General features: G+C 52.4%; 19 protein-coding genes and 1 pseudogene. 3 read left to right on the top strand and 17 right to left on the bottom strand.

What is annotated here, in order from left to right; translation table 11 throughout:
* Positions 1 to 61: 61 nt before the first annotated feature.
* The 7 genes from QUA34_RS28450 to QUA34_RS28420 all read right to left on the bottom strand — a co-directional run bounded on the left by QUA34_RS28450 (position 62) and on the right by QUA34_RS28420 (position 5,259).
* A complete protein-coding gene (locus QUA34_RS28450; RefSeq protein ID WP_333390662.1) occupies positions 62 to 394 on the bottom strand; it encodes a TMEM175 family protein in 333 nt (110 codons plus the stop codon).
* A gap of 80 nt (positions 395 to 474) precedes the next feature.
* Positions 475 to 1,527 (bottom strand): NAD(P)-dependent alcohol dehydrogenase, encoded by a 1,053-nt coding sequence (locus QUA34_RS28445; protein ID WP_333390659.1) that lies wholly within the window; start codon positions 1,525 to 1,527, stop codon positions 475 to 477.
* Between the two features lie 220 nt (positions 1,528 to 1,747).
* Positions 1,748 to 2,509 carry an SDR family oxidoreductase gene (locus QUA34_RS28440; protein WP_333390656.1) on the bottom strand — a complete coding sequence of 254 codons (762 nt, stop codon included), beginning with the start codon at positions 2,507 to 2,509 and terminating at the stop codon, positions 1,748 to 1,750.
* A 30-nt stretch (positions 2,510 to 2,539) separates the two neighbouring features.
* Positions 2,540 to 3,625: an alpha/beta hydrolase gene (locus QUA34_RS28435; protein ID WP_333390653.1), complete on the bottom strand. Its 1,086-nt coding sequence runs from the start codon at positions 3,623 to 3,625 to the stop codon at positions 2,540 to 2,542.
* 165 nt (positions 3,626 to 3,790) lie between these two features.
* Positions 3,791 to 4,279 (bottom strand): (R)-mandelonitrile lyase, encoded by a 489-nt coding sequence (locus QUA34_RS28430; RefSeq protein WP_333390650.1) that lies wholly within the window; start codon positions 4,277 to 4,279, stop codon positions 3,791 to 3,793.
* A gap of 48 nt (positions 4,280 to 4,327) precedes the next feature.
* Positions 4,328 to 4,858: a cyclophilin-like fold protein gene (locus QUA34_RS28425; protein WP_333390648.1), complete on the bottom strand. Its 531-nt coding sequence runs from the start codon at positions 4,856 to 4,858 to the stop codon at positions 4,328 to 4,330.
* A complete protein-coding gene (locus QUA34_RS28420) occupies positions 4,858 to 5,259 on the bottom strand; it encodes a (R)-mandelonitrile lyase (RefSeq protein ID WP_333390646.1) in 402 nt (133 codons plus the stop codon). Before QUA34_RS28420 ends, QUA34_RS28425 begins: the two co-directional genes overlap by 1 nt.
* A gap of 600 nt (positions 5,260 to 5,859) precedes the next feature.
* Here QUA34_RS28420 and QUA34_RS28415 point away from each other — a divergent pair.
* Positions 5,860 to 6,072: pseudogene (locus tag QUA34_RS28415) on the top strand (AraC family transcriptional regulator N-terminal domain-containing protein); the annotation flags it as partial.
* A gap of 15 nt (positions 6,073 to 6,087) precedes the next feature.
* Here the strand turns inward: QUA34_RS28415 and sufU are convergent.
* The 10 genes from sufU to QUA34_RS28365 form a co-directional block, all read right to left on the bottom strand.
* On the bottom strand, positions 6,088 to 6,540 hold the full coding sequence (sufU, locus tag QUA34_RS28410; protein WP_333390643.1) for a Fe-S cluster assembly sulfur transfer protein SufU: 453 nt from the start codon (positions 6,538 to 6,540) through the stop codon (positions 6,088 to 6,090).
* Between the two features lie 7 nt (positions 6,541 to 6,547).
* Positions 6,548 to 7,153 carry a nucleotidyltransferase family protein gene (locus tag QUA34_RS28405; RefSeq protein ID WP_333390642.1) on the bottom strand — a complete coding sequence of 202 codons (606 nt, stop codon included), beginning with the start codon at positions 7,151 to 7,153 and terminating at the stop codon, positions 6,548 to 6,550.
* 48 nt (positions 7,154 to 7,201) lie between these two features.
* Entirely contained in the window at positions 7,202 to 8,341 is a 1,140-nt protein-coding gene (locus QUA34_RS28400; protein WP_333390640.1) for an XdhC family protein, read from the bottom strand.
* Between the two features lie 203 nt (positions 8,342 to 8,544).
* Positions 8,545 to 9,309, bottom strand: coding sequence for an NAD(P)-binding domain-containing protein (locus QUA34_RS28395; protein ID WP_333390637.1), 765 nt, complete (start codon positions 9,307 to 9,309; stop codon positions 8,545 to 8,547).
* A gap of 14 nt (positions 9,310 to 9,323) precedes the next feature.
* A complete protein-coding gene (locus QUA34_RS28390; protein WP_333390635.1) occupies positions 9,324 to 9,776 on the bottom strand; it encodes a MarR family transcriptional regulator in 453 nt (150 codons plus the stop codon).
* A gap of 46 nt (positions 9,777 to 9,822) precedes the next feature.
* Positions 9,823 to 9,984, bottom strand: coding sequence for a hypothetical protein (locus QUA34_RS28385; protein ID WP_333390634.1), 162 nt, complete (start codon positions 9,982 to 9,984; stop codon positions 9,823 to 9,825).
* A 22-nt stretch (positions 9,985 to 10,006) separates the two neighbouring features.
* Positions 10,007 to 12,226, bottom strand: coding sequence for a xanthine dehydrogenase family protein molybdopterin-binding subunit (locus QUA34_RS28380; RefSeq protein ID WP_333390629.1), 2,220 nt, complete (start codon positions 12,224 to 12,226; stop codon positions 10,007 to 10,009).
* A 126-nt stretch (positions 12,227 to 12,352) separates the two neighbouring features.
* Positions 12,353 to 13,345, bottom strand: a complete 993-nt coding sequence (locus QUA34_RS28375) for a xanthine dehydrogenase family protein subunit M (RefSeq protein WP_333390626.1) — start codon at positions 13,343 to 13,345, stop codon at positions 12,353 to 12,355.
* Positions 13,332 to 14,177 carry a 2Fe-2S iron-sulfur cluster-binding protein gene (locus QUA34_RS28370; RefSeq protein WP_333390623.1) on the bottom strand — a complete coding sequence of 282 codons (846 nt, stop codon included), beginning with the start codon at positions 14,175 to 14,177 and terminating at the stop codon, positions 13,332 to 13,334. Before QUA34_RS28370 ends, QUA34_RS28375 begins: the two co-directional genes overlap by 14 nt.
* Positions 14,178 to 14,240: 63 nt before the next feature.
* Positions 14,241 to 15,185 carry a (R)-mandelonitrile lyase gene (locus tag QUA34_RS28365; RefSeq protein WP_333390621.1) on the bottom strand — a complete coding sequence of 315 codons (945 nt, stop codon included), beginning with the start codon at positions 15,183 to 15,185 and terminating at the stop codon, positions 14,241 to 14,243.
* 288 nt (positions 15,186 to 15,473) lie between these two features.
* Between QUA34_RS28365 and QUA34_RS28360 the strand changes: the two genes are divergently transcribed.
* The gene (locus tag QUA34_RS28360) at positions 15,474 to 16,457 is read left to right on the top strand and encodes an AraC family transcriptional regulator (RefSeq protein ID WP_333390618.1); all 984 of its coding nucleotides are present in this window, start codon (positions 15,474 to 15,476) and stop codon (positions 16,455 to 16,457) included.
* Between the two features lie 856 nt (positions 16,458 to 17,313).
* Positions 17,314 to 17,724 (top strand): TnsA endonuclease N-terminal domain-containing protein, encoded by a 411-nt coding sequence (locus QUA34_RS28355; protein ID WP_333390615.1) that lies wholly within the window; start codon positions 17,314 to 17,316, stop codon positions 17,722 to 17,724.
* Positions 17,725 to 17,794: the final 70 nt, after the last annotated feature.

Genomic DNA, 17,794 nt, shown 5'->3' with positions numbered 1-17,794 from the left:
CCGAGAGTTCAGCCTTGTGGCTGGAAGCGCTATGTACGGACTGATTACCGTGATTTACGCTTCAACGAATCGCACCGTCCGTTCCCCGGTGAAACGCTTCGGCGAGCACGGCCGTTGGGAACGGCAGGAATGCAATGAGCATCAGGTGGAGGACGTTAAGCAGCAACAGCATTCCGTCCACGCGGACGATGTGTTTGAACATGGCGTGGTGGTTGATCCAGATTGCGCCGATCACCAGGAAGCTCACCACGTAGGCAAGGTAAGACGGCCAGAGATTGAGGAGTTCTGCCCCGAGCGCTGTGCTCGGTGGTGGCACTTTGATTTCGAGCACTAGCAGGGTGATTGCGATCGCGAACACGCCGTCGCTGAATGCCTCCAAACGGTTGGTATCCACACTCACCTCCTCTGCAAGTAGCGGTTGCTGTTGCCAAGTTCATGCTTCTGCATCGTTACTCCTTCTAGGGGCTGCCTCGGTTATTCAGATTTAAGGGATGCCATATCGATACAGAAGCGGTATTTCACATCGGACTTAAGCAGTCTTTCGTAGGCTTCATTGACTTTTTGGATAGGGATGACTTCAACATCGGCAACGATGTTATGTTCGCCGCAGAAGTCGAGCATCTCCTGGGTTTCAGCGATGCCGCCGATGTTAGAGCCCGAGAGACTGCGGCGGGCCATGATCAGGCTGAATGCCGCGACCTCCAGGGGCTTCTCAGGTGCGCCGACAAGGGTGATGTTGCCGTCGAGGCGAAGCAGGTTGAGATAGGCGTTGATGTCGTGATTGGCGGAGACAGTATCGAGAATGAAATCGAAGCTGCCAGCGTGCTTTTGCATTTCGTCGGCATTGCGGGAGACGACCACTTCGTCAGCACCCAGGCGCAGTGCGTCTTCCTTTTTGTTGGGCGAGGTGGTGAAAACGACGACGTGGGCTCCGAATGCACGGGCGAACTTCACACCCATGTGGCCTAGCCCGCCGATACCAACCACGCCGACCTTCTTGCCCTTGGTGACACCCCAGTGGCGCAGGGGCGAGTAGGTTGTGATTCCGGCGCACAGGAGTGGCGCGACTCCAGGGAGATCGAGGTTGGTGGGAACGCGCAGAACGAAGCGTTCATCGACGACGATGCTATCGGAGTAACCACCATAGGTGACACCTCCAAGGTGCTTGTCCGGGGAGTTGTAGGTGAGGGTCAGGTTCGGGCAGAACTGTTCAAGTCCAGTTTTGCAATTGGGACAGGTTCCATCCGAATCAACCATGCAGCCGACTCCTGCCAGATCGCCAGGCTTGTACTTCGTCACTGCCGAGCCAACCTGGGTGATACGTCCCACCATCTCATGACCGGGAACGATCGGGTAGACCGTGCCGCCGCCCCACTCGTTTCGCACCATGTGAAGATCGGAATGGCAGATGCCGCAGAAGAGGATTTCGATCTGTACGTCGTGTTCGGTTAGATCGCGCCGTGCGATCGTGTCGGAGGCTAGCGGTGCGGTCGCACTGACTGCGGAGTAAGCTTTGGCGTTGTACATAATATTGATGCTCCAATCTGGAAGATAAGCTGGTTTACTTCTACTCGGTCTTGAATCTGTCCTGGTATTGTTCGTCCCTGACTTTTTCCAGCCAGTCCAAGGGTTTGCCGTCGAGTACCTCCTGAGTAGCGATAGGAGCCATCGCCGTTGGCGGTAAAGGTGGCGACAATGCTTTTTTGTCGTGCGTTTAGGGTTCGATCGTGTTGGCGACGAACATCAACTACACCGTTTGACCGCCATCAACGACCAGGGCGTGCCCGACGGCGAAGGAGGCTGCATCCGAACACAGCCAGACGACAGCATTGGCGATCTCTTCGGGTTGGCCCATCCTGCCAATTGGTTCCTGCGAGATCACTCGTTCTCGTCCTTCGGGAGTACCGCCGCTGAAGCGATCCATCATCGGGGTGTCGATGATTCCGGGGCATACAGCATTGATGCGAATGTTCTGCGCGGCGTAGTCGAGAGCTGCTGCCTTGGTCAGTCCGACCACGCCGTGCTTCGCAGCTACGTAAGCAGCTCCAGCTTTGAAGCCTTTGACCCCAGCACCTGAAGAGGTATTTACGATCGCGCCACGGCCTTGCTTGAGTAACAGCGGGATTTCATACTTCATGCACAGAAAAACACCGCGCAGGTTGATGTCTACGATCCGATCCCACTCTTCCTCTTCAATTTCTGCTGTTGCTGCATTCTTCTGTTCCACACCAGCGTTATTAAAAGCAAAGTCCAGCCGTCCGAAGGTTTCGATGGTCTTGTCCAAAGCTGCCTTCACGTCCTCGGCTTGCGTTACGTTACACTTAACGGCGATCGCCCGTCCACCGAGTTCTTCGATCATGCGGGCCGTTTCTTGATTGCCCTGTTCTGAAATGTCAGCGACCACCACGTTAGCGCCTTCGCGTGCAAACGCCAGCGCTGTAGCTCTACCGATGCCATTTGCTGCTCCGGTGACGAAGGCCACTTTGCCTGTAAAGTTCTGGTTGTTCATGGGATTTTTTACCTTGTTTTTTGGTTTACCCTATTTCAGGTGTTGGGTGAAAAAGGATGTGAGCTTGTCAAAGGGGATCAGGTTCACCCGGTCGTACAAATCGACGTGTCCCGCATTCGGAACCCGGACGATCTCCTTCGGCTCGACAGCGCGGTTGTAGGCATCCTCGCTGAACTCCCTAGAGTGAGCCTCGGTGCCGGTGACGAAGAGCAGCGGACGATCGATCTCCTCGATCCTTTCAAGCGGGTAATAGTTCATGAACCGCACGACGCTGGTCAGCGTCGGCTTTGTCGTCCGATCCGGAGACGAGCCTTTCGGTGTGAACTCACCCCGGGGAGTCCGGTAGAAGTCGAAGAACTCGCGCTGAACCGGGTCGGTACTCGCCGTCAGTTCGTTCGTCGTTCCACCCACGTAGGCGGTCTCACCGCTCGTGAACTCCACGTAACGCTGCTCCGCAGCAGCAGCGATCATCTGCTTCCTTTGCTCGGCGGTCACCGACTTCCTAAGCCCATTGCGAGCCGCCGCGCCCATGTCGTACATACTCACTGTCGCGACGACCTTGATGCGGGGGTCGATCTTGGCGGCGCTGATGACGAAGCTGCCGCTGCCGCAAATCCCAAGAACACCGATCCGGTCTCTGTCCACGAATGGCCTGGTGCCCAGGAAGTCCACTGCCGCGCTGAAGTCCTCGGCATAAATCTCTGGCGCGATGAGGTTTCGCGACTTCCCCTCGCTCTCGCCCCAGAAGGACAAATCGAGGGACAAGGTGACGAATCCCTGTTCAGCCAGCTTTTGGGCGTAAAGATTCGAGCTTTGTTCTTTTACTGCACCCATTGGGTGTCCGACAACGATCGCCGGATTCTTGGCGTTCCGATCTAAGGTTTTGGGAATGAAGAGATTCCCAGCAACCTGTATGTTGTATTGGTTTCTGAACGTAACCTTCTGCATCGTCACTTTGTCGCTCTTATAGAAGTTGTCCGCACCCTCGATCGCAGCGGACTGCTGAGCGGGTGCTTGGGATATCTTACGCGAGACGTGTGTTTTGTCGAGCGCAAATGCCGCCGTTGCACAGATTGCACTAATCAAGAGGGTTGGTATTAGAACGCGGTGTTTCATTGAGTTCTCCATCTGTGTGGGTTTATCTAGCGGGTTAGCTTCGGTTCGACGCGCCTGCCTTCAGCGGAGTCATGTCGATAGCGCGACCTTTAATTCGGGTAGAGGCCAGGGGTGATGTTGCACTGGCTGCGGCATACGCTTTCGTGTTGTACATGATGGATACTCCTATTGATTTACATTGAGTGTCTGGTATTGCTCGTCACTGACCTGTTCCATCCAGTCCACGACCTTGCCGTCGAGTTGTTCCTGAATGGCAATATGGGTCATGGTTGTGGTAGTTGTGGCTCCGTGCCAGTGCTTCACACCTGGCGGAATCCAGACGACATCGCCAGGTCTAATTTCCTGAATTTGTCCACCCCATTGCTGAACCCAGCCAACCCCAGCCGTCACGATCAGCCTTTGTCCTAACGGGTGGGTATGCCACACAGTTCGTGCGCTAGGCTCAAAGGTGACACGGGCACTACCCGCGCGGGCTGGACCTTCTGGTGAGAATAGGGGGTCGATGCGGACGGAACCTGTAAAGTTTTCGGCGGGTCCTCTGGTGGAAGGCTGCGAACCGTTTCGTCTAACCTCTACAAGTTGTGTATTATTGCTCGATGGGGCTTGTGCTGGTTCCACAGAAGAGAAACCCAAAGCAAACAGAGAACATGACACAATCGTTGTCGCAAGCAGTTTCATTTCTATCTCCTTTGACGTTTGTTTCTACTGAATTAGCTCTACCGCCACGTTGATAGAACCAGGGACATTAAATGCTTCTACGCCAGCATCTATCTTGCCGATCGCGATGATGCCGGGGTCAGGGATTGGTTGTTCGTCGTGGCGATAATAAATAGCCACATCAGGACCGGGAGACCAGTAAATGATGTCTCCAACTTCATAGGTTTTGGTTCGCTCACCCTCCTCCGAAATTGCTCTCGGCAGGCGGGCAAACTTTTCTCTTCCAAACAAATCGTTCATCGTCAGCGTTAATGGCAGCAGGGAAACAAAATCCCGAGTGGTTTTACTGTCGATCAACGTGGCTGTAACGGCTTTGTCTCCGACCTTGATGATTATCTTCATACTGCTTGCCTGCTTGGTTGATAGGTCAGTCGGCAGCTTCGACGAGGCACTGTCAGGCATCCTGTTGTCGGCACGGCAGGCTGAGTAACTCAGGGACATCGTTAGGGCGAGAACCAAAATCAGCATTGTCTTCTGGCAGTTTCTCCCCTTGAGGGGAAACCATTTCAAAACCATTAAGATCTTCCTGCGTACTCCTCGTCGCTGACCTGTTCCAGCCAGTCCACGGGTTTGCCGTCGAGCCATTCCTGAATGGCGATGTGCGTCATTGCCGTGGTTGCCGTGGCACCATGCCAATGTTTCTCACCCGGCTCGAACCAGATCGCATCCCCCGGACGAATTTGCTCGATCGAGCCGCCCCAGCGTTGTGCAAGACCGCAGCCAGCCGTGACAATTAGGGTGTGTCCCAACGGGTGGGTGTGCCATGCTGTCCGAGCACCAGGCTCGAACGTGACGCTGGCACCAGACGTGCGTGCTGGTTCGTGCGCCTCGAACAGGGGGTCTATGCGGACAGTGCAGGTAAAATACTCAGCCGATCCTTTGGCCGAAGGCTGTGACCCACTTCGTTTAATGTCCATTTCTTAATTCCTTCACTTGATGCCATTTCGGTGGCTGTCATAATCGTAGAAATTGAGCACTTCTCGCTTCTCTATCAATAGGGATGGATGTTTTAAGAAGCAATGTTAAATTTGATGGCATTTTGGTTGTCACTCAGCAGGTTTCTTGCCCAATCAAAACTGAGTTTTCTCTTGTATAAAAGTCCAGAATGCTTACTATTCGCCGGAACTATTTTTCATTGCTTTAGCTTCATTCTAAGAATCCTCAAGGTCAAGCAATAGAACGATCGTCTAAGATTGTTGTACAATCCTGCAAACTTAGAAACGAACGCTGCCAAAACGAGTGAAAAGTCCGCTATGCAGTTAATGAACGGCCAGCAGGCAAAGCCCGAGGCAGATAGAGCACAAGCCCACAGAAACGAACTGATACCAATTCACTATGAAGATACACTAAATGAGGCTGATGTCTTTCTGGTTGGAACTATATCCTTAGCGTTCTATTATTAATGCAGCTTCATAGTGAATTGGTATGACGAATAGCCGATTGCACAGGCGATTCGTCAGGATGGGACGATTGAGCCGCTGACTAGACCTCTTGCAAAAATAACTAGGACGGGCAAGATGCCCATCCCACAAGAAAAAATAACTCTTGTGGGATGGGCATCTTGCCCGTCCAATAAATTTATGAAAAGGACTTTTGCAAGAGGTCTACTGAAAGGATTCCACTTCAACCGATCCTCCTCACCTTCGGAATGCGTTGATAGTGTCTCTATCCCTGCCTTTTGTGCGATCGCCCAGGGCAGCAAACAAGTTCTTCTGGGCAGCGATCGCGCTTCTGTTGGATGCTGGCTATACCTGTTCATTCCTAGTTTCAACCGAACTCAGCGCCGCTTTGAGGGTATGCCAAGCCAAAGTTGCACACTTAACCCGCATCGGATATCGGGAAACACCTTGCATGATATTGAGTTTCTCCAGCGGAGGCTCAAACTGAGTATTTCCCGCTGCCATCTCGCGGAACTGTTCTACCATTAAAAGCACCTGTGAAATAGTTTTGCCTTTGATAGCGATCGCCATTAAGTCAGCAGAAGCAAGGCACAAAGCACAACCTGCACCTTCAAATTTAATATCTGCAATTTTACTTTCTGCTTCATCTAGTACCAGCGTTAAATCAACCACATCACCGCAATAGGGATTTTCTCCTCGGTGTTGACGATGTACAGGGTTAGTTTTTCCTTTATTTTGCGGTTTTCTGGCGTGTGTCAAAATTACTTGCTCGTAAATTTGGCGATCGTTAATTTTCATAATTTCTTCACTCTTTAAAATTCTTTAATAGCAACTGCTTGTAATCGTCCGGGGTATCAATATCAATCGCAGCTTCTGGTATTAGCAGAATCAATCCTGTGTCTATATATTTTTGTATTAACGCCTTTGCACCTTTATCTCCTTCAAGCTGCATCAGTTCGGGAAATAATGCCTTGCTAAACAGGGCAGGTACACCTGTAGTTTCGTTATACTTTGACGCAATAATTACTTTTTGCGTTTTTTGATAAGACTGAATCAATTGATTGAAAATCTGGGGAGAAACTAGCGGCTGATCTGCAAGTGAGATGATAACTCCATCAAGTTTAGAGTTAGTTTTAAGTAGCATACTAATACCAGCGCGAATAGAAGAAGACATTCCCTCTTGCCATTGGGAGTTCTCTACAACTTGCACGGCCTTTGGCATTAGTTCCGGTTTAATTTGTTCTACATAAGCTCCCAGGACTACTATGATAGGTTGGCACAGAGAAGCTAAGGCAACTTCAACCGCATGGAGTATCAGGCTGCGTCCTTGATAAGAAAGCAATTGTTTTGGTCTTCCCATGCGGGTTGCAGATCCAGCAGCGAGAATAATTAGACCAATTTTAAATACCATACCCAAGTTTTGAATTTTTGATTATTAAGAACATACTCGTATTAGCCATTATTTTTTTGATAATTGACTATTGATTGAAGCATGAATTGGTACAGTGCGATTTCTTAAAAAACCACCTTGATGCTTGGCTGTTACTGCTTGAATTTCGGCGATAATCGCCAGAGCAATCTCTTCGGAATTATCTGCCCCAATGTCGAGTCCCACCGGACTATATAAATTTTGTTCCTGTTGTGGAGTCGGGATAACTCCTTCTTCTTGTAGTTCTTGCAATAATCGGGCTGTTCTTTTCTTAGGGCCAAGTACACCTAAGTATTTTAAGCCAGAAGGCAATAACACTCTCAGCAATTCCAGGTCATCTAAATAATTATGAGTCATAACTACAGCAACAGTACGCTCATCTATCTCGATGTTTTTTAATACATCATCAGGAGAACAAAATTTAACTCGATCTGCTTCTTGAAAACGCTTTCGGCTTGCTTCCCGTTGGCGGTTATCAACTACAGTAATATGCCATCCTAACTCTTGGCCAAAGCGAACAACGGGAAGAACGTCATACCCAGCACCCAAAATTACCAGCGACAGTGGCGGCTGAATGACTTGAATAAAAACTTCAACTTTCCCGCCTGTTAACTGATATTGTTTCCCTACCGAGGTTTTCTGTTGAAGTGCTGCTTGTGTATCCCTTAAAACCGCTGCTGCTAATTCCTCATCGCTGATGTGGTTGATGATATCTGAATTTAGTAGCAAGCGATCGCCTATTTGAGATTTGCTTTCACCCTCTATATTAAATACAGTTGCAATAGCACTCTCAAACCGAGCATCCAGGCATTTGTGGACAAAACTAATTTGGTTCGGCTCGTTTACTGGCAACGATTCAATCAAAACATAAGCAATGCCTTGACAGCCAAGCCCCAATCCCCAAATTAAATCTTCCTCGGAGGTGGAGTCATACTTAACCACACAAGGCCTACCAGTGTTCATTACCTGCTGTGCTTTCTCAAATACATCACTTTCCAAACAGCCACCGCTAATTGCACCTACTATCAAGCCATCTGCACTCATCAACATTCGCGCACCAGGCCGGCGATAAGTTGAACCTTCCACTTTAACTAAAGTTGCCAAGGCTAGCTTTTTCGTGGTGTCTTTTACTTGCTCTAAAGCAGCCTTAATATCGTGTATTTCTTTCATTGCTCAGCCTAAAAATTCTTGTATCTCACTGTTTAAGTTTGATTATAAGGACTTCAGCATAGGGAACGATATAACGATACTTGCAAGTTATTGTACAATCCTGCAAAATTCTTCTTCTAAACTAATCATGGGACGAGCGTGTAAAGCTTTGGTGTAATGACTTTTAACTTACTTGCTTGTCCCTTTCTTATCCCGAACTCACGTTACATATAAATCGCACGGCTCAGACGAACCCCGAAATCCGCATCCGGATTTGTCGTGGCGTCACCAAGCCGCTCTTGCATTACTGCAACTGCCAAGTCCCGGCGCTTTGGCGATCGTGATGCGTCGGCAGATGCCAGCGCTGCCGCCATCTGTTCGCGCGCGAGATCGGTGCAATAGCAGGGCGTGCCTGGTTGCTGACGCCACGAATCGGCGATCGTGCCCGCGTCGAAAGCATCAAGCCCGGTGTCTTCGACGAGGGCCATCGCCACGGAGCGATCGTTCTCGCGGTCAGCAGCCACAGGGAGGGCGATACGGCCAGGGCTTCCAGCAGGCTTGCCCAAGGTGGCGAGGGAGCCAGACCCGATCGCGTTCCACGCCTTGGCGATCGGCCGGCCTAGCTGTTCGGCCACCCAAAGGCTCTCAACCTGCCCGGCCTCGATAGCATCGATCTTGTCGTCGCGATGGGGATAGTAATTGGACGTGTCGATGACAACTGTCTCGGCTGGTAGGTTGGCAATCAGGGGCGCGATTGTGGAAATGCGGTTGAGAGGGATGGAGAGAATCACCACGTCAACGTCCTCCACAGCTTCGGCCGTCGATACCGCGCGTGCGCCGAAAGCCAGCACATCGGCCTCGATGGTCTCAGGACCGCGAGAGTTGGCCACCTTCACGTCGTGTCCGGCCTCAGCCAGTTTGCGTACCAAAGTCTTCCCGATATGGCCAGTACCCAAGATCCCGATGTTCATTTTCTTCGTGTTATCCATGATAAATCATCCTTTTACTGTGTTGTTTGACGGGGTATTGCCAGCCCGTTCAAGGTGTCGCGAAGCTCAGCAAGGTCTTCATCGGAGAGACGGCAGGCCGTCTCGATCTTTTCAGGGATCGAGCACGCTGCCTCGCGAAGTGCCTCGCCCGCTTCTGTCAGATCGATAAGAACGCGGCGTTCGTCCTGTTGGTCACGGGTGCGCGTCACCAACCCCGCGCTCTCAAGGCGCTTTAAGAGCGGTGTCAAGGTTCCGTTATCCATACCGAGTTCTTGCCCTACTTCCCCAACAGTGCGCGGGGTGCCCTCGTAGAGAGCCAGCATGACCAGAAACTGAGGATAGGTCAGGCCCAAAGGCTCAAGAAAGGGCCGATGAAGCCGAATGACGCGGTTCGACGCACTATAGAGGGCAAACGAAAGCTGCCTCCCCACCTGTCGCCGTTGGTTGATGTTCGAGTTGTTATCCATTTTAAAATCCAGTCAACCACTATTATATAGCGCACTACATAATAGTTCAATACCTATAATTCACTTTTTTCTGGATCGGTCTTGCACCCATTCCCATGCGTTGCACCAAGGCGACGGTACGAAGATTCTTCCACACTGCCCACCGTTGCCAGCGCGCACCGTTCCCCCTGAGGTTCGCGGAGGCGATCGCCTCGACTACCGCTGTCACTTCATTCCTCAAATGACCTGACTCAAAGCAGCTTGTCCGGCGTAATCGGCAGATCCCTGATGCGTTTGCCCGTGGCATGAAAAACAGCATTGGCGATCGCCGCCGGGATGCCCACCATGCCGAGTTCGCCCATGCCCTTGACACCGAGCGGATTGACAACTTTATCCTCCTCCTCAACGAATATCGTATCGATTTCCAAGACATCGGCATTAACCGGCACGTGATAGTGCTGCAAATTCGGATTCATAATCCGCCCGTAACGGTGGTCGATTTCAGTCGCCTCTTGCAGCGCCATACCAATGCCCCAGACAACGCCGCCGATTTCCTGACTGTGCGAGGCCTTCGGATTCATAATCTTGCCGCAGGCAGTCACTTCAATGGCGCGCGTAACGTGGACAGTCCCCACATCCGGATCGACCTTCACTTCAATAAACTGCGCGCCGTGCGCCAACGTCGCATACTTCTCCCGATCCTTTGAGGGACGCGACTCGAATGTTTCCGTGATTGCGGTGAGACCATTACGCTTCATCAGTGCGGAGATGTTGACGGAACGATCCGGGTCGCTTATTAGTCGCAGTTGCCCGTCGAGCATCTCGACATCGGAAGAGGCTGCCCCCTTGAGCGGAGAATTCGGTTCCTGGTTCGCGAGGGCGAGCAACTTCGTGCCGATCGCCAGAGCCGCCCCGCGCACCGCCGAGCCGACGCTCGCCGTCGTCCAAGAGCCCCCCTGCGACGGTGCCCGAGGGAACTTCGTGTCGCCGAGTTCAAATTTCACCTGCTCCAACTTCAGCCCCAGATACTCGGCAGCGATCATGGTCATCACCGTGTAGGTGCCAGGTCCGATGTCGCTGGTCGCACTTGCGACTTTGGCCGTGCCGTCCACCTGCAGCGTGACGAGGGCAGCAGCAGGCATCTGGAAAGCGCCCCAGACGCCGGTCGCCATTCCCCAACCGACGAGTAGGCGTCCGTCACGCATCGATCGCGGCTCGGACTTGCGATTCTTCCAACCGAATTTTTCCGCGCCCAGCCGGTAGCACTCCCGCAACGCCTTACTCGAAAATGGCTTGCCGCTCTCGGGGTCTACTTCGGCATAGTTGATCAGCCGAAGTTCGAGCGGGTCGATCCGCAGCGCGTAGGCCAGCTCGTCCATCGCGCATTCAAGCGCGAACATACCGCTAACGGCCCCGGGTGCGCGCATCCAAGTCGGGGTGGCGAGGTCCGTGTTGGTAATCTTCAGTGGCGCGTAGAGATTCGGGCAGGCGTAGACTTGGCGCGTGAAACCCGTGGTGTTGTCTGAGAACTCCTCGATGGTGGAGGTGTTGTGCACGGCTTCATGAATCATCGCCGAGAGCTTTCCCGATCGCTCCGCACCGAGGGCGATCTTCTGAATCGTGTGCGGACGATAACCGTGGCCAGTGAACATTTGCGTGCGCGTATAGACAACCTTGACTGGGCGCCTGAGTTCGCGGGCTGCCATCGCTGTCAGCGCCGGATAATAGTTCGGGCGCAGCGACGCTCCAAACGCCCCGCCGACGAAGGGCGAGACCACACTCACGTTTTCCTCGGGCAGACCGAAACTCGAAGCCAAATGTGTACGCACGCTATAGACCGCCTGCGTCTTGTCGAAGACCGTTAGCTTGGCGCCTTCCCAGACCGCGATCGCCGCGTGCGGCTCCATGGGGTTGTGGTGCTCGATCGGGATGCGGTACTCGGCCTCTACCTTCACGGCCGCTGCGCGCATCGCCTCTTCGGGATTACCGCGCGGCTTCGGAGGCGGCTCTTTAGTAGTGGGGACGCGCGCGCTTGAGCGCACCGCCTCAGTGTCGGTCATGTGCTGCTGTGAGTTGTAGGAGACTTTAACCAGACGTGCCGCATAACGTGCCTGCTCGTAGGTCTCGGCGACGACGAGTGCCACAGGCTGCATATTGAAGAAGATTTTGTCGGACTGGAGCGCCCGAAACGACTTGTCTTCCTCCTCGGTGGCGCGGGGCGGGGCCTGCTCCGTGGAAGACTTCGGACCAAGCTTCGGTGCGTTCAGGTGCGTGAATACGCGAATTACGCCTGCGGCGCCTTCAGCCTCACGCGTGTCGATCGATTTAATCGTGCCCTTTGCTACAGTTCCCAGCACGATAAAACCGTAAGCGAGATTGGGAACCTGGAATTCCGCCGCGTATTTAGCCTTGCCCGTAACTTTGGCTGCGCCGTCCACGCGGCTCATTTCTTTTCCGATGTATCTTGCCATTTCGTTTATCCTCCCTAATATCAAATCCGCCCTTCATCGTCCTGTATTCATCTCTCTGTTCTCTGACTCTGCGTTCTCTGCGTTCTCTGCGGTTTAATCATTCCCATGCAACCGGAATTGATATAATTAGGCCGCACCGCTCGTCATCGCTTTCTGCAAAGCCAGAACAATGGCGCGTTTTCCGAGTTCGACTTTATAACCGTTATGTTCAAGCGGTTTGGCATCTTTCAGAGCCGCTTCGGCAGCAGCCTGAAAAGTTGTTTCCGTCGCAGGTTTTCCGATCAGAACTCTTTCGGCTTCGGGTGAACGCCAAGGCTTATGCGCGACGCTGCCCAAAACAACACGTGCCTGTTTGATGGTGTTGCCGCTTGTTTCTAAAGCAGCAGCCACGGAAAGCAGTGCGAAAGCATAGGAAGCACGATCGCGAACTTTGAGGTAATAAGACTTATTGGCGAAATTATTCTTCGGCATTTCGATCGCGACGATCAATTCCCCATGCTGAAGATTGTTATCTTTTTCAGGCGTGTTGCCCGGCAAGCGATAAAAATCCTGAAGGGGGATTGTGCGTTCTTGCCCGTTCGTGCCGCGAATCCTCACTACCGCGTCCAGCGCATAAAGCGCATTCGCCATATCGCCCGGGTAAGTCGCCACGCATTTGTCGCTGTAGCCAAAAATGGCATGAATGCGATTGAGCCCCTCAAGCGCTCCGCATCCGCTGCCGGGATCGCGTTTGTTGCAGGGCATAGCGATGTCGTAAAAATACTGGCAACGGGTGCGCTGCATTAAGTTTCCCCCGTTGGTCGCCATATTGCGAAGCTGCGCGGAGGCGCCGGCTAAAATCGCCATTGACAGAAGCGGGTAATTTTGCCGGACCAGCGGATGGTTGGCCGTGTCGGTATTTTTGGCTAAGGCGCCGATCGAAATTCCGTTCGAGGTCGATCGAATCTCCGCCAGATTCAAACCTGAGATGTCAACAACTTCGCTGGGACGCTCGACGTATTCTTTCATCAAATCAATCAAATTTGTCCCGCCTGCGAGAAACTTTGCCGTTTGATTAGCGGAAACGGTGCCAACGGCGCTTGCCGCATCGGTGGCGCTGGAATATTTAAACGGTTGCATCGGCTTTGCCCTCCTCGTTTAATGCAACGGCAATTTCTTCATCGGTCGCAAAATGCCAAGCCTGGGCTGTTTCGCGCCCGGACTGAACTTCTCTGATTGCCGCCACGATTCCCGGATACGCGCCGCAACGGCAAATATTGCCGCTCATGCGTTCTCTGATTTCTTCATCAGAGAGTGCTACATTCTGCGTGATCGTCCGCAAATTGTTAGTGACGTGACTCGCGTCGCCGTTTTTGGCTTCCTCCAGAAGCGCCACCGCCGAACATATCTGCCCCGGCGTGCAGTAGCCACACTGGAAGCCGTCGTGTTTGATGAACGCCGCCTGCATCGGATGAAGATTGTCGCCGTCAGCGATCCCTTCGATGGTCGTCACCTCTTTCCCCTCGCAGCTAGCGGCAAGTGTCAGACAAGAAAGCACGCGGCGCCCGTCAACGATCACCGTACAAGCGCCGCACTGTCCTTGATCGCATCCTTTTTTGGTGCCGGTCAATCCCAGTGTTTCGCGCAGGGCGTCGAGCAGCGCCGTGCGCGAATCCACTTCCAGGCTTTGGGCTGAGCCGTTGATTTTCAAAAGAACCTTAACGGCGTTTTCAACCCCACGGGTCTGGGCGAACACGGCGTCGGGCGCAGCGGCGAGCGTGGAAAAGGCCTCCTCTTTAGCCAGCAGGTGGAAGGCGAAGGTGCCGAGTAGGGCAGCCATGCTTTGCCCCAAGAATTTGCGGCGAGCAGCGCCGACAATACCGAGTTGGTCGAGCAGTGTTTCTTCGTCCGCGCTGAGCTGCGAATCGCTCTCGGTTGAACTGAAATTATTCCGTTCTTGATTATCGTCCATGCTTCTCCTTGCAAAATTCTCAAACAATCCCTGGACAAGTGTTTGTTTTTCGCGCCGGCTCTTCTAACGGTCTGCACCCACCGCAGGCTCTTGTGCGCCTTCGCTCGGGCGTCCTGTGCTCTCGAAGACTTCCTTAGTCACGCCAATCGCGGTAACTGCGTTAGGCCAGCCCGCGTAAAACGCCAAGTGAGTAATCGTCTCGATCAACTCGTCTTGGGTTACGCCATTTTCGCGCGCTCTGGCGAGGTGAAATCGAAGCTGGTCGGGACGGTTCATCGCGATCAGGGCGCTGACGGTCACCAGGCTGCGATCGCGCTTTGATAGCTGAGGACGTTCCCAGACATCACCAAATAGCACGTTGTCAGTAAGCTCGACTAACTTGGGGGCGATGTCGCCGAACGCTCTTTGGGCCGCCGTCGGTTGCACGCTGACAGCGGGGACGGAGCGTGCAGGCACAGCGGATGGCGATCGTTGCGCCTGGACTGGCGTGCCGTACTGCTCGTCGCTGACCTGTTCCATCCAGTCCGTGTTCTTGCCGTCGAGCTGTTCCACGATCGAGATATGCGTCATTGGCGTATTTGGCGAGGCTCCGTGCCAGTGTTTCTGACCTGGCGGAATCCGGACGACATCTCCTGGCCGGATCTCCTCGATCGGTTTCCCCCAGCTCTGCACCCGCCCGAGGCCCGCTGTCACGATCAGGGTCTGACCGAGCGGATGGGTGTGCCATGCCGATCGAGCACCAGGCTCAAATTTAACGTTGGCGCCAGACGTGTCTGCTGGATCGTTCGCCTCGAACAGAGGATCGACGCGCACCGAACCCGTGAAATTTTCGGCTGGCCCCTTCCGCGAGGGCCCAGAGCCGCTTCGCGTGATATTGATTGTCTGCGAATTTTGCATTGGCGCGGTCTGGGGAGCACCGGACCCCTCGGCGGTTCCTGCCGGATTTGCTTGGGCCGAGGCCGAAGCGAGCAGAGAAAGCGATAGGACTGTTGCGGTGAGCAGTTTCATCGTCTAAATTCCTTTTGCTACCCCCAATTGTAGAGATCGAGCACTTAGCGCCTGCTCTATCAATAGGGATGAATTTTTTAAGAAGCAAGGTTCGCCTTGATGCCCTTGTGGTTATCAGTAGGGGAATCTCTTGGCCAATCAAAACTGAGTTTACTTTTGTATAAAAATCCAGAATGCTTACAAGAAGCCAAAATGGTTTTTCATTGCTTTGGCTTCATTCTAAGAATCCTCAACGGCAAGCAATAGAACGATCGTCTAAGATTGTTGTACAATCCTGCAAACTTAGAAATGAACGCTGCCAAAACGAGTGGAAAGCCCGATATGGAGTTAATCAACGACCAGCAGGCCAAGCGCGAGGCAGATAGAGCGCAAGCCCACAGAGACGAACTGACCCAGCGGATTGCACAGGCGATTCGTCATGATGGGACGATTGAGCCGCTCAAAGGATTGCACTTCTACCGCTTCTCCTCACCTTCGGAATGCGTTCATAGTGTCTCTATCCCTGCCTTTTGTGCGATCGCTCAGGGCAGCAAAGAAGTTCTTCTGGGCAACGATCGCTATCTGTACGACCCTTTGCATTATTTGCTGTCTACGGTAAAACTGCCGATTGCCAGCCAAATTCAGGAAGCGTCTAAGGCGCTACCGTACCTTGGCCTTCGCCTCGATCTCGACCCCACTCTTGTTGGTTCAGTCATGGTTGAGGCGGGCGATCCCTCACCACAAAGGGATGCCAATGTGAAAGCGATTAACGTAAGTCCGTTGGATACAAATCTTTTGGACGCTGTGGTGCGGCTCGTCAGGCTTCTAGATTCCCCTGCTGAAGCTCATGTTCTCGCACCACTGATTAAGCGGGAAATTATTTACCGACTGCTGATGGGAGAGCAAGGTAGTCGGCTACGTCATATTGCGGTTTTGGGTGGCTGTACCCACCAAATTGCTAGAGCAGTCGATCGACTTCGTAAAGACTTTAACCAGCCGCTTCGGATTGAAAGCATCGCACGAGAGCTTGGAATGAGTGTATCGAGCTTCCACCATCACTTCAAGTCTGTCACTGCCATGAGTCCTTTGCAGTTCCAGAAGCAACTGCGGCTCCAGGAAGCTCGCCGTCTGATGCTGGGGCAAAACCTTGACGCTACGAGTGCGGCCTACCGTGTGGGTTATGACGATTCGTCGCACTTCAACCGAGAGTACAAGCGGCTCTTTGGTATACCACCGATGCGCGATATGGAGCGGCTGCGAGAAGCTGCTAGGCAGATTGCGAGTTCAACATGATCTCCTCAAGATGCCCTAATCAGGCCAGAAATCGCTAAAACATTGTGGAGACAGCTCTGTGTAGCGCACCGTATGCTGAAACAGGAATAGGGTTAAGCGGTTCACAAGTGAGTCGGATATTAAAGAAATAAAAGTACAGCTATAGCTCAATACGGTTCAGTTAAGGCTCAAACCTTGGTAAATCAGGGTAAGAGCATCTCAATCAGGCTTGACACAAGCACTTGAGAAAAGGCCTCGCGCCAATCGCAGCAGACCCGTTGGGTGTAGAACCCCTTGAAATTCCGGTATGCCGACTGATGGAATGCGATCAAAATCGTCATCATTTCGCTTAAACAGAGGCTGCCAGACCGTTGGCGCTGTTGCACACCGTCCCCCAGCAATTTCTGCTTCCACTGGGGTTCAAACCGTTGACAGAAGTCATACACATGACAAAACAAGGCTTCTCAACTAAGCGTGGGGTGGTCAGATGCGTTGAGAATGAGGCACTTTCAACTGTATCTGTTCCACCCCTCCTTATCCCGAAGTGACGTTATCTTAGGAAAAGAGAACGCCAGTTTAGTTATTTATTCTCTCTCCCGTCTCGAAGTCAAGAAGTGTATCAGGCTTCAGTTTAGATAACTATTTATGGGGCATTGAAAATCTTTCTACGCAAAAACAGTTATTTCAGGAATTCTTAGTTCAACTAACTATTCTCCTTGTTCAGTCAGTTGTATTCTGAAAATAAAGTTGTACACTAGCAAATAAAGTTGTACACTAGCAAATAAAGTTGTACACTATTGGGTATGGCTTTATTTGCTAGGTTTTCGGAATATTTCTGGAAGCTGACTTTGATGAACCATCTGGGTGAGGTAATCAGATGGCTAAACGTAGCCGAAACAGCAGTGAAACGACTATTGAGAATCGTCTGAAGCAAGGACGTGGTATGGGACAAGGAGCCAATTACAATCCTTGGCTGCACATTCAGGATGTTCCATCTCAAGGACTTGCTAGCAGAATCAAGGGATGGAAGACACGTAGGGTTCATCATCTGTTAAGCGAATTGGAAACCAGCTACTTCTATGTGCTGGACTGGTCACTACCTGTGCTGGATATCCGGGAGCAATTTCCGCTACTGCCTTTAGAGGAAACTTTGGCGATCGCAGAACAATGTGGGGTAGCCTACCCCGCAGATCCGCGTACTAAAGAACCAGTAGTAATGACTACTGACTTTGTTGTGACAGTTCGACAGAGTGTTGGCTCAATCGAACAAGCACGAACAGTTAAGTAGGGCTTGCTGAATATATCGAGCGCATATTACGTGGGCTGGGTTAAGAGAGCGTGCGATCGAGAGTAAAGTG

Source organism: Microcoleus sp. POL10_C6 (assembly GCF_036701585.1).
Taxonomy (GTDB): domain Bacteria; phylum Cyanobacteriota; class Cyanobacteriia; order Cyanobacteriales; family Microcoleaceae; genus Microcoleus.
The sequence above is the reverse complement of the archived record's forward strand: the minus strand, read 5'-3'. Positions and strand labels throughout refer to the sequence as shown.

Excerpts from the sequence above, each read along its gene's own strand:
- QUA34_RS28365 (WP_333390621.1), bottom strand. The coding sequence starts at position 15,185 with ATGAAACTGCTCACCGCAACAGTCCTATCGCTTTCTCTGCTCGCTTCG.
- QUA34_RS28355 (WP_333390615.1), top strand. The coding sequence starts at position 17,314 with ATGGCTAAACGTAGCCGAAACAGCAGTGAAACGACTATTGAGAATCGT.
- QUA34_RS28395 (WP_333390637.1), bottom strand. The coding sequence starts at position 9,309 with ATGGATAACACGAAGAAAATGAACATCGGGATCTTGGGTACTGGCCAT.
- QUA34_RS28405 (WP_333390642.1), bottom strand. The coding sequence starts at position 7,153 with ATGGTATTTAAAATTGGTCTAATTATTCTCGCTGCTGGATCTGCAACC.
- QUA34_RS28420 (WP_333390646.1), bottom strand. The coding sequence starts at position 5,259 with ATGGACATTAAACGAAGTGGGTCACAGCCTTCGGCCAAAGGATCGGCT.
- QUA34_RS28370 (WP_333390623.1), bottom strand. The coding sequence starts at position 14,177 with ATGGACGATAATCAAGAACGGAATAATTTCAGTTCAACCGAGAGCGAT.
- QUA34_RS28435 (WP_333390653.1), bottom strand. The coding sequence starts at position 3,625 with ATGAAACACCGCGTTCTAATACCAACCCTCTTGATTAGTGCAATCTGT.
- QUA34_RS28400 (WP_333390640.1), bottom strand. The coding sequence starts at position 8,341 with ATGAAAGAAATACACGATATTAAGGCTGCTTTAGAGCAAGTAAAAGAC.
- QUA34_RS28390 (WP_333390635.1), bottom strand. The coding sequence starts at position 9,776 with ATGGATAACAACTCGAACATCAACCAACGGCGACAGGTGGGGAGGCAG.
- QUA34_RS28380 (WP_333390629.1), bottom strand. The coding sequence starts at position 12,226 with ATGGCAAGATACATCGGAAAAGAAATGAGCCGCGTGGACGGCGCAGCC.
- QUA34_RS28445 (WP_333390659.1), bottom strand. The coding sequence starts at position 1,527 with ATGTACAACGCCAAAGCTTACTCCGCAGTCAGTGCGACCGCACCGCTA.
- sufU (WP_333390643.1), bottom strand. The coding sequence starts at position 6,540 with ATGAAAATTAACGATCGCCAAATTTACGAGCAAGTAATTTTGACACAC.
- QUA34_RS28425 (WP_333390648.1), bottom strand. The coding sequence starts at position 4,858 with ATGGTTTTGAAATGGTTTCCCCTCAAGGGGAGAAACTGCCAGAAGACA.
- QUA34_RS28440 (WP_333390656.1), bottom strand. The coding sequence starts at position 2,509 with ATGAACAACCAGAACTTTACAGGCAAAGTGGCCTTCGTCACCGGAGCA.
- QUA34_RS28375 (WP_333390626.1), bottom strand. The coding sequence starts at position 13,345 with ATGCAACCGTTTAAATATTCCAGCGCCACCGATGCGGCAAGCGCCGTT.
- QUA34_RS28360 (WP_333390618.1), top strand. The coding sequence starts at position 15,474 with ATGAACGCTGCCAAAACGAGTGGAAAGCCCGATATGGAGTTAATCAAC.